The 23,134-nt window shown below is 44.7% G+C and carries 23 protein-coding genes; 22 read left to right on the top strand and 1 reads right to left on the bottom strand.

The window, feature by feature from the left end:
• Nucleotides 1-41: 41 nt before the first annotated feature.
• From rplS to NYE35_RS19490, 10 genes are all read left to right on the top strand, one after another.
• Complete coding sequence (rplS, locus tag NYE35_RS19535) at nt 42-386, top strand: 50S ribosomal protein L19 (RefSeq protein WP_036688590.1); 345 nt, start codon at nt 42-44, stop codon at nt 384-386.
• Nucleotides 387-685: 299 nt separating this feature from the next.
• Nucleotides 686-1,294 carry a signal peptidase I gene (gene lepB, locus NYE35_RS19530; RefSeq protein ID WP_036688589.1) on the top strand — a complete coding sequence of 203 codons (609 nt, stop codon included), beginning with the start codon at nt 686-688 and terminating at the stop codon, nt 1,292-1,294.
• Nucleotides 1,295-1,323: 29 nt separating this feature from the next.
• Nucleotides 1,324-2,184, top strand: coding sequence for a ribosome biogenesis GTPase YlqF (gene ylqF / locus NYE35_RS19525; protein ID WP_036688587.1), 861 nt, complete (start codon nt 1,324-1,326; stop codon nt 2,182-2,184).
• A 188-nt stretch (nt 2,185-2,372) separates the two neighbouring features.
• Nucleotides 2,373-2,984: a ribonuclease HII gene (locus NYE35_RS19520; protein ID WP_076100429.1), complete on the top strand. Its 612-nt coding sequence runs from the start codon at nt 2,373-2,375 to the stop codon at nt 2,982-2,984.
• Between the two features lie 117 nt (nt 2,985-3,101).
• Entirely contained in the window at nt 3,102-5,291 is a 2,190-nt protein-coding gene (locus NYE35_RS19515; protein ID WP_094901197.1) for a hypothetical protein, read from the top strand.
• Nucleotides 5,288-5,590 (top strand): EscU/YscU/HrcU family type III secretion system export apparatus switch protein, encoded by a 303-nt coding sequence (locus NYE35_RS19510; RefSeq protein ID WP_038571992.1) that lies wholly within the window; start codon nt 5,288-5,290, stop codon nt 5,588-5,590. The genes NYE35_RS19515 and NYE35_RS19510 overlap by 4 nt, the downstream gene beginning before the upstream one ends.
• The gene (locus NYE35_RS19505) at nt 5,587-5,973 is read left to right on the top strand and encodes a YraN family protein (RefSeq protein WP_038571990.1); all 387 of its coding nucleotides are present in this window, start codon (nt 5,587-5,589) and stop codon (nt 5,971-5,973) included. Before NYE35_RS19510 ends, NYE35_RS19505 begins: the two co-directional genes overlap by 4 nt.
• Before the next feature lie 154 nt (nt 5,974-6,127).
• Nucleotides 6,128-6,544: a hypothetical protein gene (locus tag NYE35_RS19500; protein ID WP_051491578.1), complete on the top strand. Its 417-nt coding sequence runs from the start codon at nt 6,128-6,130 to the stop codon at nt 6,542-6,544.
• Nucleotides 6,545-6,718: 174 nt separating this feature from the next.
• Nucleotides 6,719-7,228, top strand: a complete 510-nt coding sequence (locus NYE35_RS19495) for a metallophosphoesterase (RefSeq protein WP_094901199.1) — start codon at nt 6,719-6,721, stop codon at nt 7,226-7,228.
• 207 nt (nt 7,229-7,435) lie between these two features.
• Nucleotides 7,436-9,115, top strand: a complete 1,680-nt coding sequence (locus NYE35_RS19490; RefSeq protein ID WP_094901201.1) for a YifB family Mg chelatase-like AAA ATPase — start codon at nt 7,436-7,438, stop codon at nt 9,113-9,115.
• Between the two features lie 370 nt (nt 9,116-9,485).
• Here NYE35_RS19490 and NYE35_RS19485 read toward each other — a convergent pair whose 3' ends face one another.
• Nucleotides 9,486-9,914, bottom strand: coding sequence for an organic hydroperoxide resistance protein (locus NYE35_RS19485; protein WP_076100366.1), 429 nt, complete (start codon nt 9,912-9,914; stop codon nt 9,486-9,488).
• A 142-nt stretch (nt 9,915-10,056) separates the two neighbouring features.
• Between NYE35_RS19485 and NYE35_RS19480 the strand changes: the two genes are divergently transcribed.
• From NYE35_RS19480 to fliF, 12 genes are all read left to right on the top strand, one after another.
• Nucleotides 10,057-10,545, top strand: coding sequence for a MarR family winged helix-turn-helix transcriptional regulator (locus NYE35_RS19480; protein WP_235219564.1), 489 nt, complete (start codon nt 10,057-10,059; stop codon nt 10,543-10,545).
• Nucleotides 10,546-10,897: 352 nt separating this feature from the next.
• Nucleotides 10,898-12,058 (top strand): ADP-forming succinate--CoA ligase subunit beta, encoded by a 1,161-nt coding sequence (gene sucC, locus NYE35_RS19475; protein ID WP_038571984.1) that lies wholly within the window; start codon nt 10,898-10,900, stop codon nt 12,056-12,058.
• A gap of 62 nt (nt 12,059-12,120) precedes the next feature.
• Nucleotides 12,121-13,050 (top strand): succinate--CoA ligase subunit alpha, encoded by a 930-nt coding sequence (gene sucD, locus NYE35_RS19470; protein WP_036688571.1) that lies wholly within the window; start codon nt 12,121-12,123, stop codon nt 13,048-13,050.
• 224 nt (nt 13,051-13,274) lie between these two features.
• Entirely contained in the window at nt 13,275-14,393 is a 1,119-nt protein-coding gene (gene dprA, locus NYE35_RS19465) for a DNA-processing protein DprA (RefSeq protein ID WP_094901203.1), read from the top strand.
• A gap of 36 nt (nt 14,394-14,429) precedes the next feature.
• Nucleotides 14,430-16,529, top strand: a complete 2,100-nt coding sequence (gene topA, locus NYE35_RS19460; protein WP_036688567.1) for a type I DNA topoisomerase — start codon at nt 14,430-14,432, stop codon at nt 16,527-16,529.
• 8 nt (nt 16,530-16,537) lie between these two features.
• Nucleotides 16,538-17,920, top strand: a complete 1,383-nt coding sequence (gene trmFO / locus NYE35_RS19455) for an FADH(2)-oxidizing methylenetetrahydrofolate--tRNA-(uracil(54)-C(5))-methyltransferase TrmFO (protein ID WP_076100371.1) — start codon at nt 16,538-16,540, stop codon at nt 17,918-17,920.
• 17 nt (nt 17,921-17,937) lie between these two features.
• The gene (hslV, locus tag NYE35_RS19450; protein ID WP_036688562.1) at nt 17,938-18,480 is read left to right on the top strand and encodes an ATP-dependent protease subunit HslV; all 543 of its coding nucleotides are present in this window, start codon (nt 17,938-17,940) and stop codon (nt 18,478-18,480) included.
• A 33-nt stretch (nt 18,481-18,513) separates the two neighbouring features.
• Nucleotides 18,514-19,914, top strand: a complete 1,401-nt coding sequence (gene hslU, locus NYE35_RS19445) for an ATP-dependent protease ATPase subunit HslU (protein WP_038571978.1) — start codon at nt 18,514-18,516, stop codon at nt 19,912-19,914.
• A 389-nt stretch (nt 19,915-20,303) separates the two neighbouring features.
• Nucleotides 20,304-20,711 carry a flagellar basal body rod protein FlgB gene (flgB, locus tag NYE35_RS19440; RefSeq protein ID WP_038571975.1) on the top strand — a complete coding sequence of 136 codons (408 nt, stop codon included), beginning with the start codon at nt 20,304-20,306 and terminating at the stop codon, nt 20,709-20,711.
• Between the two features lie 6 nt (nt 20,712-20,717).
• Nucleotides 20,718-21,164, top strand: a complete 447-nt coding sequence (gene flgC, locus NYE35_RS19435) for a flagellar basal body rod protein FlgC (protein ID WP_036688555.1) — start codon at nt 20,718-20,720, stop codon at nt 21,162-21,164.
• Nucleotides 21,165-21,197: 33 nt separating this feature from the next.
• On the top strand, nt 21,198-21,509 hold the full coding sequence (fliE, locus tag NYE35_RS19430) for a flagellar hook-basal body complex protein FliE (RefSeq protein ID WP_036688553.1): 312 nt from the start codon (nt 21,198-21,200) through the stop codon (nt 21,507-21,509).
• Between the two features lie 34 nt (nt 21,510-21,543).
• A complete protein-coding gene (gene fliF / locus NYE35_RS19425; RefSeq protein WP_076106359.1) occupies nt 21,544-23,130 on the top strand; it encodes a flagellar basal-body MS-ring/collar protein FliF in 1,587 nt (528 codons plus the stop codon).
• Nucleotides 23,131-23,134: the final 4 nt, after the last annotated feature.

Genomic DNA, 23,134 nt, shown 5'->3' with positions numbered 1-23,134 from the left:
GGAAGAGGCAAGAACACCTGTACGGAAGGAGGAAGTCCTTAATGAATATCCTACAAGCTATTACGCAAGAGCAACTTCGTAAAGATATCCCTAGTTTTCGTCCGGGTGACACTTTGAAGGTGCATGTAAAAGTTATCGAGGGAACTCGTGAGCGTATCCAGTTGTTCGAAGGCGTTGTAATCAAACGTCGTGGCGGTGGAATCAGTGAGACTTTTACGGTTCGTAAAATTTCTTACGGTGTTGGTGTGGAAAGAACATTCCCAATCAACTCGCCTAAACTCGAAAAAATCGAAGTGGCTCGTCGTGGTAAAGTGCGTCGTGCTAAGCTTTATTACCTTCGTGAACTACGTGGTAAAGCAGCGAGAATTAAAGAAATTCGTCGCTAGAATAGTGACAGAGGAGAGGGGCTTGAGTTCAAGCCCCTTTCGCTTTATTTTTTTTTTGAAAATATAAGAAAAGCATAAGTTTTACGTTATACATTATTCTTAAATTTCTCGCATAAACGCTTACCGTCCTTAAAAGGACGCTGAGGGCGTTTTAGCTTGGTATACAATGCGTGTGACATATACGCTTGGGGATAAGCTTCTCCGAAAAGGCCTCCTGAAGGAGTTTCTGTGGAGGGGTTTTTGGCAGGAGTTTTTTTGTGTTGTATAGTAAGAGTAGTATTAAGAGAGGACGGTGAACTATGCAGCAGGAACAAAGCGAAACTTTGGAATCAAGCGAGCAGAACCCACGTAAACAGAAAAATGAAGTGCTGGAATGGGTCAAGGCCATTGCGATTGCTTTAGTTCTGGTTATACTGATTCGCTGGCTTTTATTCAAGCCTTTTATTGTAGATGGACCTTCCATGCAGCCTAATTTCCATACGGGAGAACGTGTTATCGTTAATGAAATTTTATACGATATAAGATCACCGCAGCGGGGTGAGGTTATTGTATTCCACGTGCCATCTGAAGGCAGAGATTTTATTAAACGTGTAATTGGTGTGGCTGGAGATACTGTGAAAGTAGAAGGAGATGTAGTTACAGTTAACGGTGAGGTTGTTAACGAGACTTACATCCAAGGCGCTATTGATGCTGCGCATAGTAACAACGCTCTGTATAATAATAAAGATTTCCCAAATGAAAAATTCACGGATGGTACTGTACCAGAAGGACATATTTTCGTTATGGGGGATAATCGCTCGGATAGTACAGACAGCCGGATGATTGGCTATGTGCCGCTGGGTGATATTGTGGGTCGTGCAGATTTAATCTTCTGGCCGATAAAAGATATTACACTGATTAACCATTAAGTTGACAGAAGTCAAAGGAGGTGACGGCAATGGCCATTCATTGGTTTCCTGGTCATATGACGAAGGCTAGGCGGCAAATCGAGGATAAGCTGAAGCTAATTGATGTTGTTATAGAGTTGCTTGATTCCCGTCTGCCGCTTTCCAGCCGCAATCCGATGATTGACGATATTTTGCGGGACAAGCCGAGATTAATTATTTTGAACAAAGCGGATCTGGCGGATCCGGAAATTACTCGGAAGTGGCTGGCTTACTTTAAGGAACAAGGGCATGTTGCCCATCCTGTGGATGCATCTACTGGAACAGGCGTCAAGGAGATTCCGGAGCAGGTCAAGCTGCTGCTGAAGGAAAAAATTGATCGGCAGATCGCAAGAGGAATGAACCCACGAGCTATGCGCGCATTGATCGTCGGTATTCCTAACGTCGGTAAATCAACGCTGATTAATCGAATGGCTGGGAAGAGTATCGCTGCTACGGGTGACCGCCCGGGGGTTACTAAGGGCCAGCAGTGGATTAAAACAGGAGGTAATCTGGAGCTTCTGGATACTCCTGGTATCTTATGGCCGAAGTTTGAGGATCAAGACGTGGGTTACCGCTTGGCAGTGACGGGTGCGATCAAAGAAGAAATCCTGAACATTGAGGACATTGCTTTTTATGCAGTGAAGTATTTGGTGAAGGATTATGGTTCCAGATTTCAAGAACGCTTTGGTATTGAGAAGCTTCCTGAGGATCTTGAGAACCCTGATGAGATCGTCGCAGTTATGGAAGCCGTGGGCCGCAAACGCGGTTGTCTGATTAGCGGTGGACGTGTTGATCTGGAAAAAGCTTCACGTGCTTTGCTGCATGAGCTGCGGGCAGGTAAGCTTGGTCGTTTTACGCTGGAAACACCTTAAAGGCGTTTAAATGAATGGGTATGGAAGAGCCATCCGGAATTTTTCGGGGGCTCTTTTTTTTGCCGATTTGGATCAAATTGGAGTGGTTATTTGTACATGACCATGTGAGCTTTACTATGGTAAGCTGACTTATGTAGTTTATAGAATAAATTATAATTGGCGGTGACAGATTCGTGAGTACGATAGATATGTTGAGTTATGAAAAAGAGGGCTGGGAACAGTCTTATCGCCGTATAGCCGGCGTAGATGAAGTAGGCAGAGGTTGTTTGTTTGGGGATGTTGTTGCAGCAGCGGTGATTTTGCCGGAAGGGCTTATTATTGATGGCGTCAACGACTCTAAGAAGCTTACAGCGAAAAAAAGAGATGCCTTATTCGAGATTATTATGGAGCAGGCGATAGCTATTGGTGTAGGTTATGTGGATTCCCGCATGATTGATGAAATTAATATTAAGCAGGCTTCTCGTCTGGCGATGAAAAAAGCGGTAGAAGGTCTTAGTCATACCCCGGACTATATGTTAATCGATGCTGAAAAAGTAGATCTTCCGTTGCCGCAGCAGGCGATCATAAAAGGGGATGCTAACAGCCAGTCCATTGCGGCAGCTTCGATTATAGCTAAAGTAACAAGAGATAGACTGTGTGAAGGGGTGTGGGAGGAATTATACCCTGATTATGGGATTGCGATACATAAAGGTTATGCGACCAAGCTTCACAGGGAACAAATTACGGCGTTAGGTCCGACACCTATGCATCGGCGCAGCTTTATTGGGAAGATTCTTGCTGAACAGCAAACCCTTTTTTAAAATATCAGAATATAAAAGACGCCAAAGGCGCTTAAGCTTGGATAAATTCACCGCTCAAAAAAGTCGGATTAATACCGATATAGTAAGAAGAGAGAAAATGGAGGGAGGAGAAACGGTATGAATATCGGAACATTGATCCGCGGATTGCTCGGGGATAATAAACCGGGAGCGGCCAAGTCTTTGGAATTAAAAGAAGGGCAAGTTGTACGTGGTGTTGTTTTGTCTGTATCGGATTCGGGAAAAGAAGCCGTTGTGCAGATTCAAGGTACACCTGTTCGTGCGGAGTTGGAAACACCACTACTGCCAGGAGAGACCCTGAACTTGCAGGTTGGAGCACCCGGAGAAGGCGGATTGCCCGTATTGAAGCCGGTCTCCCTCGGCGAAACGGTGTTAGCTACCCCGCAAAACATGGGCGAGGCGTTGGAATCGCTTGGGCTTACTGACTCCAAAGCGGGTCGGGAAATTGTGTTGGCGATGCAGTCGGGTGGTATTCCGCTTACCAAAGAGACAGCAGCGATTCTGGATGCTGTAATGAGTGCGAAACCTGCGGGCGTGCCGACCTCAGAGTGGCTTGATGCAGCTGTCATTTCTGTAAAGCGGGGCCTGCCGGTTACCCCTGAAAGTGTGAAAGGATTGCAGCAGGCGGTTTTTGGTCCGCAGCTTCATCAGCTTTTGTCAGCGCTCGAAGAACAGATTACGATTTGGGCAGGTCAAGTCGCCGGTGAAGAAACAACAACAGCTGAAGCTAAAGCTGAAATGGGTACCCAAACCGGAAAGCTGAATGCTCCTGTAACGACAGGTACAGGCGCTGTGATTAACGGGGAAGCGGTATCAGCAGGTGATGCTGATGCGGAAATGGACCAGGTGGCGGTTAAAGGGACTGGACAACCTGTAAGTAAACCTGCTGAAGGTAGCACTGGTGTTACTACTACAAGCGGAAGTGCTGCTGCAACAGGAGGGGCAATGGGAGCCGGAGTTATTTCTGACGAAACTGCAATTCCTTTGAATTCAGTGAAATCAGAAATATCGGGAAGTGCAGCTGCGAGTACAGCTGAAGCTCCTGAGAATGAAACCGGTATTGTAACTGCTAAGCCACTGGTGCCCGAAGAGGCTGGTGAGGTTGTTCAGCTCTCGAAGAGTGGAAATACTGGTGAACCTTTGGCTGGGAAGACAACTTCTACGATTGCTGCCGGGACTCAGAGTAGTGCCGCTAACACGCAAGGGGACGGGATTGTAAACAATCAAAATAGTTCTAATGGGAGCGAAACTCATGGCAATGAAATGAGTCTAAATAAAGATAGAGCGCAGGGCAGTGTCAGTGGCGCGAATACAAGCGCCACTGGATCAGTTGGGGCAGATAGCCAAGCTGCTGCGGCAAACCAAGCTGGTGCAGCAAGCCAAGCTGCTGCGCCTAGCGGGGCTGCCCTGCTCGCGAAGCTGCAGAGCGTGCTCACCGAGCTGCGCGGCAGCATGCCGCAGCTCGCGAACGTTCCGCCCGCTGACGCGGCGGGACAAGATCCTGCCCCCGCGCCGGCAGCGCCGCGCGGGGAGACCACGGCTGCTGCGGCTTCGCCGGTGCAGCCAGACACCGCCCCACCCGCGGATGCGGAGTCGTGGGTGGGGCGGGTGTTGAAGCTGCTCGGTGCGGAGCACGAGCAGCAGGCCGTGCGCGGCGGTGTTTTGCCGGCCGCGGAGACGGCGCGAGCGGCAGCGGGGACAGCTGCAGCCGCGCTAGGCAGTGTCGGCGGGGAGCAAGCTGCCGACACGTTGAAGGGCGTGCTGCTGCAGCTTATGAGCAGCAGCGAGGTGCCGCCCGCGGTAAAAGATGCCGCGAGCGGGCTAGTGCAGCAGCTGACAGGCCAACAGCTGCTGCTGAATACAGACCGGACTGCTCCCTTCGCGCAGGTTACACTGTTCTTGCCGCTGCAAGGTCCAGATGGGCAGGAAACTGCATCGGTTCATATCCAGTCCAGGCGGGGCCGCAAAGGGGAGTTGGATGCAGCTAACTGTCGATTATGGTTCGATTTGGACATGAAGCAGCTAGGGCAGACATTGGTAGACGTGCAGGTTGTAGATCGAATCGTTAGTCTTAAGCTTCATAATGATCATCCGTGGGTGCTTGAGCTGCTGGAGACGCGGCGTGATGATATAAAAACTGCAGTAGAATCCATCGGTTATCAATTATCAGGTTTAAGAACCGAACCCTTGCCAGAATTGAATTTACCTAAAGAGCTTGCTGGTTCCAATACTAATAAGTTTGTTGATTATGTTCCTGAGGCTTACAAAGGAGTGGATTACCGTATATGAATGAGCCTGTACAGCCAATTTCACAAGGGCTCAAAAAAGCGGTCGCTCTCAAATATAGTCCCGGACAAAACGAGGCTCCTGTCGTAGTAGCCAAGGGACAAGGCGCGATAGCAGACCTTATTCTGCAAAAGGCTAAGGAGAGCGGGGTTGCTGTTCAGGAAGATGCAGCCCTCGTGGAGGTTCTTTCAAAGCTTGATCTGGACCAACAGATTCCGTCTGAGCTCTATCAGCTGGTGGCGGAAATCCTCAGCTTTGTGTATCAAAGCGATCGTTCTGCTGGTGAACGGGGACAAGAATGAAAGAGCCATATGTAAGAAAACACTATAACCGCAAAGAGAAAGGAACTGCTGCAGAGAACGGAGCTGTGCAGTACCTATCTTCTAGTGGATATATGATATTGGAACGGAATTGGCGTTGTCGTACTGGAGAGCTTGATATCATTGCGGAGCGTGAAGACTGTATTGTTGTTGTCGAAGTTCGTAGCCGCAGTGGAGAGCTGCTTCAGGGAACTCCAGAAGAATCGGTGAATGCTCGCAAAATAAACCAGGTTCGGAATACAACACAGGTTTATTTGCATATGAAGGGTTATGAGGAACGGCGGGTTTCTTTTGATGTAATTAGCGTCTTGTTAAATGACGATCTTAGCCTAGCTTCACTTAGTCATATTCGCGAGGCGTTTTAAGAGTAACTCTATATTCTCATGCGATTCTTTATGAATTTACTGCTGTTCTGATAAAAAAGTCTTTACATACCTTCCGCACTGTGGGTCATTTCTCAAAAGAAATGGGTAAACATTAGGAGTAACTTTTTAATGTCATCATGAGGAGGGCTGTCTAGTGAAGAATAAACCTTCTGAAATGCAGGTTAGTTTTACATGCCAATATTGCCAGCAGAAGATTGAAGTGAAATTTAAAGCAGAGCCAATATCTGTCGTCTGTTGCGATAATTGCAATAAGACCTTCACGGTAATGCGGCCCACTATAGCGGAGGAAATATTAATAGATTGGGAAAATGAAGCGTTATTTCAAAAAATCCGGGCTGAAAAGTCGCAAAACAGCAATAGTAGTCTCTTAGCGCTTGTAATTAGAGTTATTGAACTGCTTACATGGCGTGACAAAGGCAATGGACAGGTGGAAGCGATCAAGGAGATGCGTGGCTGGCTTATTGACAATGAGGAGGCGCCTCCTTTAGCTGAACTGATTCAGAGTGATGTTAATAAACGTTCGAGTAAGCGGCGCGACTGGGAAAAGTAACATTAACAATAAAGAGGTATTCCGTCATCGCCTCATGACATAGAATGATACGTATAATTTCGTGAGAAATTAGGCGGAAAAGTCCTCGGGGCTCCGAATTTCCTAGGGTTTATGGGTAGTCGGAGCTTTTTTCATACATACTGTCATTAGAATAGGAACAAAGGGAGGGTGCAAATGGCTAAGGTTTTTTTCACATCAGATCATCATTTTGGGCATAAGTTGATCATTGATTTTGAATCCAGACCCTTCAACGATGTAGAGCAAATGAATGAAGTTATGATTGAAAGTTGGAATTCGGTAGTGAATCCGGACGATAAAGTATTTCATTTGGGAGACTTTTCTTTTTTTAATAAGGAGGCGACTCGTGCGATTGTGGCCAGGCTGCATGGATACAAAATCCTGATCCTTGGCAATCATGATCGCGGCCGCAGCCGAAGCTGGTGGCTTGAGGCAGGTTTTGATGAGGTTAGTGAATATCCTTTGATTTATAAGGATTTCTTTTTCCTCTCACATGAGCCTATGTACATGAATAAACATATGCCTTACGTAAATGTGCACGGTCATATTCATGGACAAAAATATGAGGGGAACAATCATTTTAACATTTGTGTAGAGCATTGGAACTATAAACCGTTGACTTTTGAGCAGATTAGGGACACGGTCGTAGTTAGTGAAGGAGATTGAAGTAGGTCTTTAGAGATGCTCTTTCGCTTTTATGTAAAACTTGAATTTCTTATTCTAAAGATAAATTGCTCACAGATTGCGTTAGGACACAACTTTTATAATGTACTTAACAGCTATTATGTATTTGGAAAATAAGGAAGCACCTTTTTTCTTGAAGCTATCACACCCCAAATTAGGGTGTATTTCAGGAGATGAGGTGTTTTTATTATGTATGGGAAAATGTTTAGCGCGTGTCTGTATGGGATTGAAGGGGTAATGATTGGTGTGGAAATCGATCTTGCAAATGGATTGCCGCAGACGAATATCATTGGCTTACCAGATTCAGCAATTCGCGAGGCTGTTGAACGAGTTAGGGCTGCCGTTAAAAATTGCGGTTACCGCTATCCACAGCAGCGTATTACGATCAATCTTGCCCCAGCTGACCTGCGTAAAGAAGGTTCCGCTTTTGATCTAGCGATTGCTTTAGGCATACTGATAACTAGTGGCCAGTTGATTATGCCTTCAGCTCAAGAGATGCTTTTAATTGGAGAGCTTGCGCTCGACGGCAGTCTGCGTCCGGTATCGGGTGTGCTGCCGATGGTTGAAGCAGCGCGTAAAAGCGGGTTTAAAGCCGTTCTGCTCCCGCAGGGCAATGCGGCAGAAGCTGCTTTAATCAGTGGCATGAATGTTTACACCCTCAACCATTTGCAAGCGTTAGTGAATGCTGCTGAACCTGTGGCCAGCTTTGGTCCGATTATAGATAAGCTAGTTCCTATAGAAGAATCTGAAGGATCACTACTTCCTTTTCCTGTATCCGTGAGTATGGGGGCGGGGGCAAAAGAACAACCTCCGGTGCTTGTTCTTTCTGTAGAGCATCTCAAATATAACCCTATATATTCTGATTCTGAGGCTGCTTCTTCCGAAGCGAATGAAATAATGGATGATTACAGTGATGTGCTTGGACAGCAACATGTGAAAAGAGCACTAACTATCGCGGCTGCAGGGATGCATAATATTATGCTTATTGGTCCACCTGGCACAGGCAAAACGATGCTGATTAAACGCCTTCCCAGTATCCTTCCGCAATTGTCGGACAGTGAGGCGCTTGAGGTAACCAAAATTTTTAGTGCGGCTGGAAATTTGAAGGATGCACACAAAGGTTTGCTGCGAAGTCGTCCATTTCGTTCTCCACACCACACGATATCTTCTGCCGGATTAATTGGAGGGGGCGGTATTCCCAAGCCAGGTGAGGTAAGTCTTGCACATCGAGGTATTCTGTTTCTGGATGAATTGCCAGAATTCTCCCGGAATGTACTTGAAGTGCTGCGACAGCCCCTCGAAGATGGGGTGGTTACTATAAGTCGTGCCCGAGCTTCCTTTACTTTTCCTGCCAAATTCATGCTCGCTGCATCGATGAATCCGTGCAGCTGCGGCTTTTTTGGAAGCGGTATCTTCCAGCAAAATTGTACCTGTAGTCCTGCCAGGATTGCCCAATATCGGGCAAAAATATCTGGTCCTTTATTGGATCGGATCGACTTACAGGTTGATGTTCCCCGCCCGAAGGAATGGGATCGGCAGGGGCATGTTTTATCGTCAGCAGATATGCGTGCGGAGGTGTTGGCTGCTCAGGCCATCCAAGCTAAACGTTACAAACGACTTGCGATTTCATGGAACAGTGAACTTTCCGGTGCTTCCCTTCGGAAATATGCGAGCCTAAACCGAGAGAGTGCTCAAATGCTGTATGACATTTTGGAGAATTTAGGTCTAAGCATGCGAGCGCATGATCGGATTATTAAGCTATCCCGTACCATAGCTGATCTAGAGGGTGCACAGGATATTTCTTCTGCACATCTCGCGGAAGCTGTGCAATACCGTAATCTGGATCGGCAGGTAATAGCGGAGGAATAAAGATAAAAGAGCAGCGATTCCCGTTATGGGAGATTCGCTGCTCTATATTATGGACCGTTAGTTACGAACACCGCCGAATCATTATTATCCTCTGATGTTTACGGAACGGACCTAGAGGACGTTATTTGCAAGTTTTTAGCCCTTGGAGCGTAGGTTCGGACTCTGGAGTCGCTATTCCTTCGGAAGAAGGTTATATTGGGTGATTTTCATTCCAATAGCTTCCATGAGGTCCGATAGCATTCCAAATATGGGATTAAGTTGCGTTTAAGATCAACTGTGTCCGTTAGCTACTTCGAATGCGAAATGCCACGTATTCAAACGAAGGTTAGATCGTTTAGTGAATTTCACATACATTTTTCTCTATAATTTCTTACAGTACATTCAATTCTACTTCGATATTGCCACGAGTAGCACGGGAGTAAGGACATGCGCCATGGGCAGCTTCTACCAAAGATGTTGCGGTTTCTCTGTCAACGCCTTTAACCAGCACGTCAAGCTTAACCGCAATGCCGAACCCGCCATCTTCAACTTTACCAAAGCTAACAGTAGCCGTAACTTCGCTGCCTTCAATCTTCACTTTGCCAAGTCGAGCAACCATGTTTAGGGCACTGTCAAAACAAGCGGAGTAGCCAGCTGCAAATAATTGTTCAGGATTAGTACCTTCACCACCGGCGCCACCCATTTCGCGTGGTGTACTGATCGTAAGGTTGAGTTTAGGACTTTCTGATTCTATATAACCGTTTCTTCCCCCAACCGCTTTAACTGTTGTTTCATACATCTTTTGTTGAATTGTCATCATAATAAATCTCTCCTATTCATTAATTAGTTTGTGTACAATCTAATTTATCACAATTAATATAAAAGTCAAATTAATTTTTTGCTATTATTATGATGTGTGAGTGAATTATGATAAAATAAAGAGATAAGGCGGGTGAATAAATATGAAAATGAGTGAAGAAGATATGCAGAAAATGACTACAACCCCAGAGCTGCTGATCGAGAATCAGCTCTGTTTTACCATTTATGCTTGCTCGCGTGAGATTACAAAGCTGTACCAACCGTATTTGGATAAGATCGGTTTAACTTACTCCCAATACCTAGTAATGCTTGTGTTATGGGAACGGCAGCAATGTACAGTGAAAGAGATTGGTGAGGCGTTATTTTTGGATTCAGGAACGCTGACTCCGCTATTGAAGCGCTTGCAAGCCGCAGGCCTAATTATACGTGAACGCTCGATGCAGGATGAGCGAAAAGTATTAATCTCACTAACGAAGCAAGGCTGGGCACTCCAAAGTGATGCCGTGTGTATTCCCGGCAAAATGATGGAAGAAACGACACTGACAAATAATGAATCCATAGAGCTACTTGATCAGTTTAAAGACTTATTGAATCGTGTTCACGAAGCTAATATCCAAGATAGTAAAAAGTAAGCGTAGTAAGGAGTCAATGCGATCGTTCGCATTTCGGCATGAAATCAAGCGAAAAAATGTGTACAAATCATGAATATATTTAAGGTAAGCGTTTTAAAAACATGTTACACTATTCTGGGTTCCTTTGTATGGCATATAGGTAAATATAAGCTTAGTCTTATAGATTTACACAATGTCTCTTGCAGAAATAGTGCCATTCTTTTTACGAGTGGTAGATCAGTTTCTGCTGGTTCCGGAATAGTGCTGCATGTATAACATCAGCCTATCCCTAACCCCGCGGCAATCAAAACGGAAAGCGAGATGACGACAGGCTGCCTGTTTAGTCACCACGCTACTTTAGGAGGCTACCGCTATGAATATCCACGAGTATCAGGGAAAAGAAGTGCTTAAGAAGTACGGTGTAGCCGTACCGAATGGAAAAGTAGCTTATACAGTGGAGGAAGCGGTAGAAGCCGCAGAGTCACTGAGCACACCAGTTGTTGTAGTTAAAGCTCAGATTCACGCAGGTGGACGCGGTAAAGCTGGAGGAGTAAAGGTTGCTAAGAATATCGATGAGGTGCGTAGTTACGCAACTGAGATTCTTGGAAAGACTCTAGTAACTCACCAGACTGGACCGGAGGGTAAGGTAGTAAAAAGACTGCTCATTGAAGAGGGTTGTCAAATTGTTAAGGAGTATTACATTGGTATCGTAGTTGACAGAGGAACTGGCCGAGTGGTCATGATGGCTTCTGAAGAAGGCGGTACTGAGATTGAAGAAGTAGCTGCAACACATCCGGAGAAAATTTTTAAAGAGATCATTGATCCGGCAGTGGGTTTGCAGACTTTCCAGGCGCGCAAGCTGGCTTACAGCATCTCTATTCCCAATGAGCTGGTAGGCAAAACTGTGAAATTCATGCAAGCGCTATATTTAGCTTTCGTGGATAAAGATTGCTCTATTGCCGAAATTAACCCATTGGTAGTGACTGCGGATGGGAATGTGATGGCACTGGATGCCAAACTGAATTTTGATTCCAATGCCTTGTTCCGTCATAAGGATATTCTAGAGCTGCGGGATTTGGATGAAGAGGATTTAAAGGAAATCGAAGCCTCGAAGTATGACCTTAGCTATATTGCGCTTGATGGCAATATTGGGTGCATGGTAAACGGTGCAGGTCTCGCGATGGCGACTATGGATATTATTAAGTATTATGGGGGCGAACCCGCCAACTTCCTGGATGTAGGGGGCGGTGCAACGACCGAGAAGGTAACAGAAGCCTTTAAAATCATTTTATCGGATGAAAAGGTGAACGGGATTTTTGTTAATATTTTCGGCGGTATTATGCGCTGTGATGTTATCGCTAACGGTGTTGTAGAAGCGGCTAGTCAACTGGGTTTGACCAAACCGCTGGTTGTGCGTCTTGAGGGAACAAATGTTGGATTAGGCAAGCAGATTTTGGCTGGATCGGGACTTAATATTGTTGCTGCTGATTCTATGGCGGACGGTGCCCGTAAGATTGTGTCTCTTGTGCAATAATGGCCTGATTTAGGAAGCCAGTTATCGTATTTGACAATATAAGTAGGGATGTGACTTAAGGCATGAGCATTCTTGTAGATAAAAATACGAAAGTTATCACGCAGGGAATTACAGGATCAACGGGTTTGTTCCATACTAAAGGTGCGCTTGATTATGGAACACAGATGGTTGGAGGGGTAACACCGGGTAAAGGTGGAACATCTGTCAATATCACGCTTGAAAATGGCAGTGAGGTTAGCCTTCCGGTATTCGATACTGTTGTAGCTGCTAAGGCGGCTACAGGCGCAACCGCTAGTGTAATCTATGTACCGCCAGCATTCGCAGCAGACTCCATAATGGAAGCCGTGGACGCAGAACTCGACTTGGTGATTTGTATTACCGAAGGGATTCCAGTGCTTGATATGGTAAAGGTGTCCCGTTATATGGAGGGGCGCTCTACTGTATTGATCGGACCCAACTGTCCGGGAGTTATCACTCCTGGGGAATGCAAAATAGGAATTATGCCGGGTTATATTCATATGCCAGGGTATGTAGGTGTTGTCTCGCGCAGCGGAACTCTAACCTATGAGGCTGTTCATCAGCTGACCACGCGTGGAATCGGGCAATCTTCAGCTGTAGGTATTGGCGGAGACCCTGTTAAAGGCTCGGAGTTTATTGATATTCTGAAGCTTTTTAATGAGGATCCGGGTACAAAGGCAGTCATCATGATTGGTGAAATTGGCGGAACCGCAGAGGAAGAAGCAGCAGAGTGGATTCGTGAGCATATGACTAAGCCGGTTGTAGGGTTTATTGGCGGTGCTACTGCCCCTCCTGGCAAACGTATGGGGCATGCGGGTGCTATTATTTCCGGAGGCAAAGGAACAGCGAGTGAGAAAATTGCCGTACTTGAATCGTGCGGAATCAAGGTCGCTCCTACACCTGCCGAAATGGGCTCAACGCTTGTGAGTGTGCTTGAAGAACGCGGTATTCTTAGCGCATTTACAACGCATTAATTATTTTATATAATTGAAGGAATTCACTCTACGCGAGTGGGCTTCTTTCGTGTATAATTATTTCAGAGGTAAGCAACCTTTTGTTCCTATCTAAGGGATGAAAGGTTGCTTTTTTTGTTTTTTAACATAGAAAAATATTGAATTAAAAGAAAATATTGCATTCATCAAATTCATGTTACAAAATAGGGAAGGCTAACCCTTCCATTAAAGGAGAGTAAGCTTATATGGAAGAAAAAGATCTGCTGTTTGGTTTTAATGAAGTGGAGGGGATTGGCTGGAAAAGTATCGACAAGATCCGCAGAGCAGGCTTAATGTCAGAACGAGCATTTTCCTGTAGTGCAAAAGATTGGGAAACGATCGGATTGAACAGAAAGCTGTCGAATTATCTTGCTTCCATATATACGTTAGAGTGGATCGCTAAAAGGCGCTTATTAATGGAAGAATGTGCAGTGAAGATGGTCACTGTGTTTGATGCGGCTTATCCTGTTTTGTTGAAGGAGACGGCACAGCCACCGTGGATCCTTTATTATCGGGGGCGTTTGGAACTGTTATCAACTCCTAGTGTGGCGATGGTTGGCACCCGTGTGCCAACAGCTTATGGACGAAAGGTAGGAGGGATTCTCGCGGAGGAGCTTAGTGCAGCAGGTCTAACGGTGGTTAGCGGACTTGCGAGGGGTATTGATAGCATTTGTCACGAAGCGGCGCTAAGAAGCGGTGGAGGGACCATAGCAGTAGTGGCAACAGGATTGGAAAAAGTCTATCCAACTGAAAATATTGAACTGGAGCGGCGTATCTCTCAGGAAGGGCTTGTCATCACAGAGTATCCTCTTGGAACTAAAAGTCATCCTGGATTATTTCCACAGCGTAATCGGATCATAGCAGGTTTATCACGGGGGACAGTGGTCGTGGAGGCTGACAGTCGCAGTGGATCACTTATTACAGCCGATGCTGCCTTGGAAGCTGGAAGGGATGTCTTCGCAGTTCCCGGACCTATCACATCACCTAAGAGCAGAGGGGCGTTAGAGCTTATCAAACAGGGTGCAAAGCTGGTAACCAGTGGATTAGATATTATAGAAGAATATACTTCTTATTTGCCGACAAACGTAATAAAAACAGGGAATAATAGCACTACCGAACAGACAGCAGACGACTTTATGATTGAAAAGAAATTGACAAATGAGGAGTCTCACCTATACCATATACTGCATCAAGGCCCTTTTATATTGGACGATATGCTTGTAAGAACAGGATGGGATTTTGGACATTTGCATTCAGTTCTGTTATCTTTAATCATAAAAAAAGCGGTAACACAATTACCAGGAGCTATTTATAAGGTAATTTAATATAGAGGTGCGAGTGTTAACGAGGAGGAAGAGTCTATGGCAGATGCATTAGTTATTGTCGAGTCGCCTGCAAAAGCGAAGACAATTGGCAAATATCTAGGTAGTAAATATATTGTAAAGGCATCAATGGGACATATTAGGGATCTACCGAAGAGTCAAATTGGTGTTGAGGTGGAGAATGATTTCAGTCCCAAATATATTACTATCCGCGGTAAAGGATCTATATTGAAGGAATTGAAAGACGCTAGTAAAAAAGTTAAAAAAGTTTATCTCGCAGCTGACCCCGACCGCGAAGGGGAAGCAATTGCTTGGCATTTGGCGCATGCGCTGGATTTAGATAATACACAAGAATGCAGAGTTGTTTTTAATGAGATCACCAAACAAGCGGTAAAAGATGCTTTTAAGACACCGCGTAAGATTAATATGGATCTCGTGAATGCACAGCAGGCTAGACGTATTCTGGATCGACTGGTAGGGTACAAGATTAGTCCTCTATTATGGAAGAAAGTCAAAAAAGGTTTATCTGCTGGACGTGTTCAATCCGTTGCCGTGAAGATCATTATGGATCGTGAGAATGAAATCTCCGCTTTTGTACCCACCGAATATTGGAGCATAACAGCGAAGCTTGGAATCCGGGATTCCGTCTTTGAAGCTAAGTTTCATAAGCTGAATGGTGTGAAAAAAGAACTGAACCAGGAAAGTGATGTTCAGGAGGTTCTTGAAGCCATTAAGAACGCATCTTTTAAGGTGAGTGATGTGAAGGAGAAGGAAAGACAACGTCATCCTTCGGCTCCTTTTACCACCAGCTCCCTACAACAGGAAGCAGCCCGTAAGCTTGGATTCCGTGCCGCTAAGACAATGTCTGTTGCACAGCAGCTATACGAAGGTGTGGAACTCGGTAAAGAAGGTACCGTAGGTTTGATCACTTATATGCGTACAGACTCCACGCGTCTCTCTGTCACCGCTCAGGATGAAGCTAAAGAGCTTATAACAGCTAAGTATGGTGAGAAGTTCTTGCCAGAATCCCCACGGCAGTATTCTAAAAAGGCAGCTGGAGCACAGGAAGCGCATGAAGCGATTCGTCCTACCTCGGCATTACGCGAACCTGAAATGGTCAAAGAGTTCTTGAGCCGTGATCAATTCCGTCTCTACAAGCTAGTGTGGGAGCGATTCGTATCAAGTCAGATGTCTTCTGCCCTGCTGGATACGCTTTCGGTCGATATTGCTGCAGGTACTGCTACATTCAGAGCTGTTGGTTCGAAGGTTTCATTCCCCGGGTTCATGAAGGTTTATGTAGAAGGCAACGATGACGGAACTACAGATGAAGACAAGTATTTGCCGCCGCTTCAAGCGGGAGATGCTTTAAATAAGCAGGAGATCGAGCCTAAGCAGCACTTTACACAACCGCCTCCACGATATACGGAAGCAAGACTTGTAAAGACGCTTGAGGAGCTGGGTATAGGCCGTCCAAGTACATATGCCCCAACGCTGGAAACCATCCAGAAGCGTGGGTATGTGGCTATTGAAGAGAAAAAATTCATGCCAACCGAACTTGGCGAGCTTGTTATAGAGCAGATGGAGCAATTTTTCCCGGAAATCCTAAACGTTGAATTCACCGCGAACATGGAAGGTGATCTTGACCATGTGGAAGAGGGCTCAGAAGACTGGGTAAAGGTTCTTGCAGAGTTTTACGAATCGTTTGAGAAGCGTTTGGTATTCGCGGAAGAAGAGATGAAAGAAATTGAGATTGAAGATGAAGTCTCTGATGAGATCTGTGAGAAATGCGGCAAACCTCTCGTGTATAAGCTGGGTCGCTTTGGGAAATTCCTAGCATGCTCTGGCTTTCCGGATTGCCGAAACACGAAACCGATTATCAAGGATATTGGCGTAACTTGCCCTAAATGTCATGAAGGTAAGGTTGTGGAGCGACGCAGCAAAAAAGGGCGTGTTTTCTATGGCTGCGACCAGTACCCTGGTTGTGATTTCGTTTCATGGGATAGACCTTCTATAAAACCATGTCCATCATGTGGATCTTGGATGATTGAGAAACGTAATAAGCAAGGAACCAAGCTACAATGTACGTCTTGTGATCATACAGAGGCGGTTCTAGACAACGAAGAAGAATTAGCAGATTAATAGTCTCTATGGGAGGAAAAAAGACAGTGTCAGATACAGCAAAAGTAACAGTAATTGGAGCGGGCCTCGCAGGAAGCGAAGCCGCTTGGCAAATAGCATCACTAGGAGTACCGGTAAGATTATATGAGATGAGACCTGTAGTAAAGACGCCAGCCCATCACACGAATCAATTTGCTGAACTGGTATGCAGCAACTCCTTGCGTGCGAATGGATTAGGAAATGCTGTAGGTGTATTGAAGGAAGAAATGCGGCGTTTGAACTCTCTGGTATTAGGTGCTGCTGACCGACACGCGGTACCCGCAGGAGGAGCACTCGCCGTAGATCGGGACGGATTCTCAGGTGAGATCACCCATACTTTGCATAATCATCCGCTCGTTGAAGTCATAAATGAAGAACTTACGCATATACCGGAGGAGGGGATTGTTGTTATTGCAACTGGTCCCCTAACTTCACCGGCATTATCCGCTGAAATAAAAGGGCTGCTGGGTGAAGAGTATTTCTACTTCTATGATGCAGCAGCACCGATTGTTGAGAAAGACACCATTGATATGAACAAGGTGTATTTGGCTTCCCGTTATGATAAGGGAGAAGCGGCTTATCTGAACTGTCCGATGACAGAAGAGGAGTTCGACGTGTTTTATGATGCGTTGATTTCTGCTGAAACAGCAGCTCTCAAGGATTTTGAGAAAGAAATATACTTTGAAGGCTGTATGCCTATTGAAATCATGATGAAACGCGGTAAGCAAACAGCGTTATTTGGCCCAATGAAGCCAGTAGGACTTATCAATCCACATACAGGTAAACTTCCTTACGCGGTTGTGCAACTCCGTCAGGATAATGCTGCCGGTACACTTTACAATCTTGTTGGTTTTCAGACCCATTTGAAATGGGGTGAGCAGAAGCGAGTATTTTCACTGATCCCAGGTCTTGAGAATGCAGAATATGTTCGTTATGGTGTGATGCACAGAAATACATTTATTAATTCTCCTAAGCTTCTGCACCCTACTTATCAGATGAAAGGCAAGGAAAGACTCTTTTTTGCTGGACAGATGACAGGTGTAGAAGGTTATGTTGAATCAGCTGCTTCCGGGCTCATAGCTGGCATTAATGCTGCACGGGCAGCACTCGGTCAGGAAGGACTGATCTTCCCGCAGGATACTGTTCTAGGCAGCATGCCAGCTTATATTACTTCAGCCGATCCAGAGCATTTTCAGCCTATGAATGCCAATTTCGGTCTGTTGCCGAAGGTAGAGAAGAAGATCCGCAATAAGAAGGAAAAGAATGAAATGTTAGCTCATCGCGCTCTGGACAGTCTTGCCGAGTATGCCAACCGTACAGGACTCGCTTATTCGGAGCCGGAGGTTGTCGATAGCGAACAAAGCCCATCTTAAGGAGGTAACTTACAATCATGGTACCCAGCTTTCATGCGACTACAATTTGTGCTGTAAGACATAACGGACAGGCAGCTATAGCAGGTGATGGACAGGTTACATTCGGAGAGAGTGTTATTATGAAGACGACGGCCAGAAAAGTCCGTCGCCTGTACAGAGGACAAGTAATAGCAGGTTTTGCGGGGTCCGTTGCGGATGCTATTACCCTATTCGAAAAATTCGAGGGCAAGCTGGAGGAGCATCATGGGAACCTGCAGCGGGCTGCAGTTGAATTAGCGAAGGACTGGCGTCAAGATCGTATTCTTCGGAAGCTTGAAGCTTTGATGATTGTTATGGATAAGGAAGGAATGCTCCTGATCTCCGGAAATGGTGAAATTATCGAACCGGATGATGACGTTCTTGCGATTGGTTCCGGTGGTAATTTTGCGCTGGCTTCAGGTCGAGCACTCAAACGTCATGCACCCAATCTTTCCGCTGCGGATATTGCTAGAGAATCGCTTCAGGTAGCATCTGAAATTTGTGTGTACACTAATTCCAACATTATTGTTGAACAATTATAGACTCAGTGCCATAGAGACAAGGAGGAATTCACGATGGTGAATCAATCGCTTACACCCCGTCAAATTGTAGCCGAATTGGATAAATATATCGTAGGTCAGAAGCAAGCCAAGAAATCGGTAGCTGTTGCGCTCCGTAATCGGTATCGGCGCAGTCTGCTAGCAGAGGAACTGCGTGATGAAGTCGTCCCTAAGAACATCCTGATGATCGGACCTACAGGTGTGGGTAAGACAGAGATCGCCCGGCGTCTAGCAAAGCTTGTTAATGCACCGTTCATCAAAGTGGAGGCTACTAAATTCACTGAGGTCGGTTATGTAGGTCGAGATGTGGAATCTATGGTTCGTGATCTGGTAGAGACTTCTATTCGTATGGTCAAGCTTGAGCGTACGGAGAAGGTTAAGGATCGTGCGGAAGAACTGGCTAATGAGCGGATCGTTTCTATATTGGTCCCTTCCTCTTCCAAAAATAAATCACAAAAGAATCCTTTCGAGATGATTTTTGGAGGGAATTCTGCACAAGAGGACTCTAAAGAAGACACTGAGCAGGATGGAAGTTTAAGTGAACGCCGCCGTGGGGTTAGATTTAAGCTGTTAGCTGGTCAGCTGGAAGATGACATCATTGAAATTGATGTTGAGGATACAGCGCCAACTATGATGGATATGTTTGCAGGTCAAGGTAACGACCAAATGGGTATGAATATGCAAGAGATGTTCGGCAGTTTGCTGCCTAAGCGGACGAAGAAACGTAAGCTTCCTATTCGCGAAGCGCGCAAGGTACTCATTCAGGATGAGGCGGCCAAGCTGATTGATATGGATGATGTGATCCAGGAATCCGTGACTCGGGCTGAACAATCAGGCATTATTTTTATCGATGAAATCGATAAAGTAGCAAGTCAGGGAAAAGGGTCTGGACCGGATGTGTCGCGTGAAGGCGTGCAACGGGATATTTTGCCGATTGTAGAGGGTTCAACCATTATGACGAAATACGGTCCTGTGAAGACGGACTATGTACTCTTTATGGCTGCCGGAGCTTTCCATATTGCTAAGCCTTCAGATTTGATTCCAGAACTTCAAGGCCGTTTTCCGATTCGCGTAGAGCTGAGCAGTCTAACGTTAGAGGATTTCGTTTCTATTTTGACGGAACCGGAGAATGCTTTAACTAAACAATATGTGAATCTGCTTAAAACAGAAAATTTAGAAGTGGAATTCCAGAAGGATGCTATACATGAGATTGCCAAAATAGCGGCTTCAGTGAATCAAAATATGGAGAATATAGGTGCACGGCGTCTTCATACTATTTTGGAGAAGCTGTTAGAGGATCTTTCTTTTGAAGCACCTGAGCTGACTTTGGAGAAAATGGTTATTACCCCGGAGTATGTGCGCGAGAAATTGGCAAGTATAGCTCAGGATCGTGATTTAAGTCAGTATATTCTTTAAAGTGACAAAAAAACAAAAAATCTATGTATTTTGAATTTGGGCATAACGGATTAGATAAATTACAAATTGGTGTCGTGAAAACGTAAAAATATGTCAAAACATGCAATTAAAAAGAAAATAATGAGTTAAAAATGTAAATAAATAGTAATAAAGTGCTAAAAGCCCTGTCTTTTCTAAAAAGATAGGGCTTATTTCTTATTGTAATAATATACAAATTAAATGAAAATCAATGTATGTGAAAATGCTAAATGTTATTCATTGCGACAGCGTTCGACGGAATACCGTAAATTTTGAGTATTTTTCTTCTTTATTTGTCGAAAGCAAGCAGGTTTTTTGATGGAAGTTGTGGAATTCTTTTCATTATGATAGCTTTGAAAGGAGGAATTGTCTTGGGATTGCTGAATAGTGTCAGTTTTCAACGATTGCAGGGAGGCATTGATGCTGCCTATAAACGACAAAGTGCTCTAGCAAATAACGTGGCTAATCAAGATACGCCCAATTTCAAACGTTCTGATGTTTCATTCGAAAGTATCCTGCAACAACAGGAAAGTGGAATCCAATCTACACTTAGAGCGAAAGTTTCGGATACCCGGCATTATCAATTTGGCAGCAACACAATTGTTCCCGCTGCTGTTGAGAATACTGATGAAACTACCTCTATGAACAATAACGACAATAATGTGGATGTAGATCGCGAAATGGCGTTAAGCGCAGAGAACCAGCTTAGGTATAGTTCTTATGTTGAACAGATTAACAGCCAGATTTCGATGATGCGAGCCGTAATTCAAGGAGGATAAGAGAGTATGAACTTTGGTAGTAGTTTTGGGATCAGCGCATCTGCATTAACGGCTCAACGGTTGCGGATGGATGTAATTTCTTCCAACGTAGCCAACGCTGAAACTACAAGAGCATCCGTGGTTGATGGCAAGGCTGTTCCTTACCGACGTAAGTTGGTGGTTTTGGAAACGAACGAAAGTAATAAATTCTCGAATATACTAAATTCGAAAATGAACAATAGCAATGAAGGGGTTAAGGTGCAGTCGATCATAGAAGATACTTCACCATTGAAGCCGGTATACAATCCGAGCCATCCTGATGCGGATGCTGAAGGATATGTCTATATGCCAAACGTAGACATTACCAAAGAAATGGTTGATATGTTATCTGCATCTCGCTCTTATGATGCCAATGTCACGATGCTTAATGCATCCAAGGCTATGGTAAGCAAGGCACTCGAAATTGGTAGATAAATGAATGTTAATTAACTTAAGGGGGGGAAACAGTTGATACAGAATATATCTAATGGGGTTCAGGCTGTACAGCAGCTTGCTATGAAACCGACATCTTCCGAAGTTTCATCCACTCCTGCTAATTCGATGGAGAGCTTTGGCTCTTATCTTGAGGATGCGCTCAATAAAGTGGCTGATCAGGAACAACAAGCTAAGGATATGAGTAATAAATTTGTATTGGGAGAAGTGAACATTGACGAAGTGATGATTTCTTCCCAACAGGCTCTACTGAGTTTACAGTTGACTACACAAGTCCGGAACAAAGTGATTGAAGCCTATCAAGAAATTATGAGAACTCAAATATAATAAATCCTAGCTTAGTTTCGGATGGGGTGACACTGTGAATGAAAGATTTGCCCAATATCGGGAGAAGGTTCTCTTGTATTGGAACAGATTTAGTGGTAAACAGAAGATTTTATTCTTTTCAACATTGTTTATCATTCTAATAATAATCGTAGTTATGACCATGCAGCTTTCAAAAACAGAATATGAAGTAGCATTTCAAGATTTGGACAGTACGGATTCGGCTGGAGTAATGAAAGCCTTAGATTCAGCAGGTGTTTCATACCGATTAAGTCAAGATGGAAAGAGTATTTCTGTACCAAGTACAGAAGCAGCTCGGGTCAAGGTGGATATCGGTTCTCAGGGGATTGTTCAAGGTGGTTCTATCGGATATAAAGTCTTTGATGAAAACTCATCGATGATTGGTACAACAGATAGCGAGTTTAACGTGAAGTACAATAATGCATTAAACGGTGAAGTTGAACAGTTAATGAGACGCATGCAAGGGATTAAAGATGCAAAAGTGCTGATTAATTTGCCTAAAGAGACAGTTTTTGCCTCACAGGCTGATCAGGAGCAGGCATCTGCATCCGTTGTGCTTTCATTTGATCCAGGATTTAGACCTACTCAAGACAATATTGACGGGTATTTCAATCTTGTGAAAACTGCTGTGCCCAATTTGCCAATTGACAACATTACCATTGCAAATAATGAAATTGAATTAATGCCAACAGCTAAAGGTGGACAGGCTGGTGTCACAAACCAAGTTGAAGAAAACTTCGCTCTTCAGAAAAAATTCGAAGAAGAAGTAAAGAAAAATGTGAAACAATTCCTTAGCACTCTTACCGGTCCTGATAAAGTGGATGTTCTTGTGTTCTCAAAGTTGAACTTTGACAAGGAAAACCGGAAGGAAGATCTTGTTACCCCTGTGGATACAGAGAACATGAAGGGGATTGAGATCAGTTCACAGATAATTAGTAATTCGTATTCGGGTCAAGGAAACACGACTGGCGGAGTGGCTGGCACTGGTTCTCAAGATGTTACGGGCTATCCTTCTGATGCGGGTGCGGATACTTCTACCTCGGAGGAATCTTCTGAAACGAGGAACTACGAAGTTAACCGAATTACTAAAGATGTTATTGCTAGTCCGTATACTGTTAAAGACTTAACCATAAATGTTGCAGTTGAACCACCTTCAGGAGAAAAAACTTTAGATGATGCAACATCAGCTGCAATTCAAAATATTTTGGTGAATATTGTTCGCGCTTCTCTTGCAGATTCAGGTACTACATATACAGACGCTGATTTGACCAAAAAGGTTTCGGTCTACTCGCAACAATTTGGTGGCACCGATGCCAACACCGTTAAAGGTGGTCTCGCTTCTTGGATGATATGGGCTATCGGAGCAGCAGCATTGCTGGTTGGAGCAGGTGGAGGATATCTAATCTACCGGAGTCGTAAACAGACTGTGGAAGAGGAAGATGAAGACATTCCATTGCAGGTTCCTACTGAATTTCCTTCTATTAACTTGGAGAGCGTGACGAATGAAAGTCAAGTTCGTAAGCAATTGGAAAGTTTGGCCAAGAAGAAGCCAGACGAATTCGTAAATCTGCTGCGTACATGGCTTGCAGACGAACAGAGGTGAACTA

Origin of the sequence: Paenibacillus sp. FSL L8-0494, from assembly GCF_038003695.1 — a bacterium.
Taxonomy (GTDB): Bacteria; Bacillota; Bacilli; order Paenibacillales; family Paenibacillaceae; genus Paenibacillus_AQ; species Paenibacillus_AQ odorifer.
Note: the sequence above shows the minus strand (reverse complement) of the source record. Positions and strands in the feature narration are given on the sequence as shown.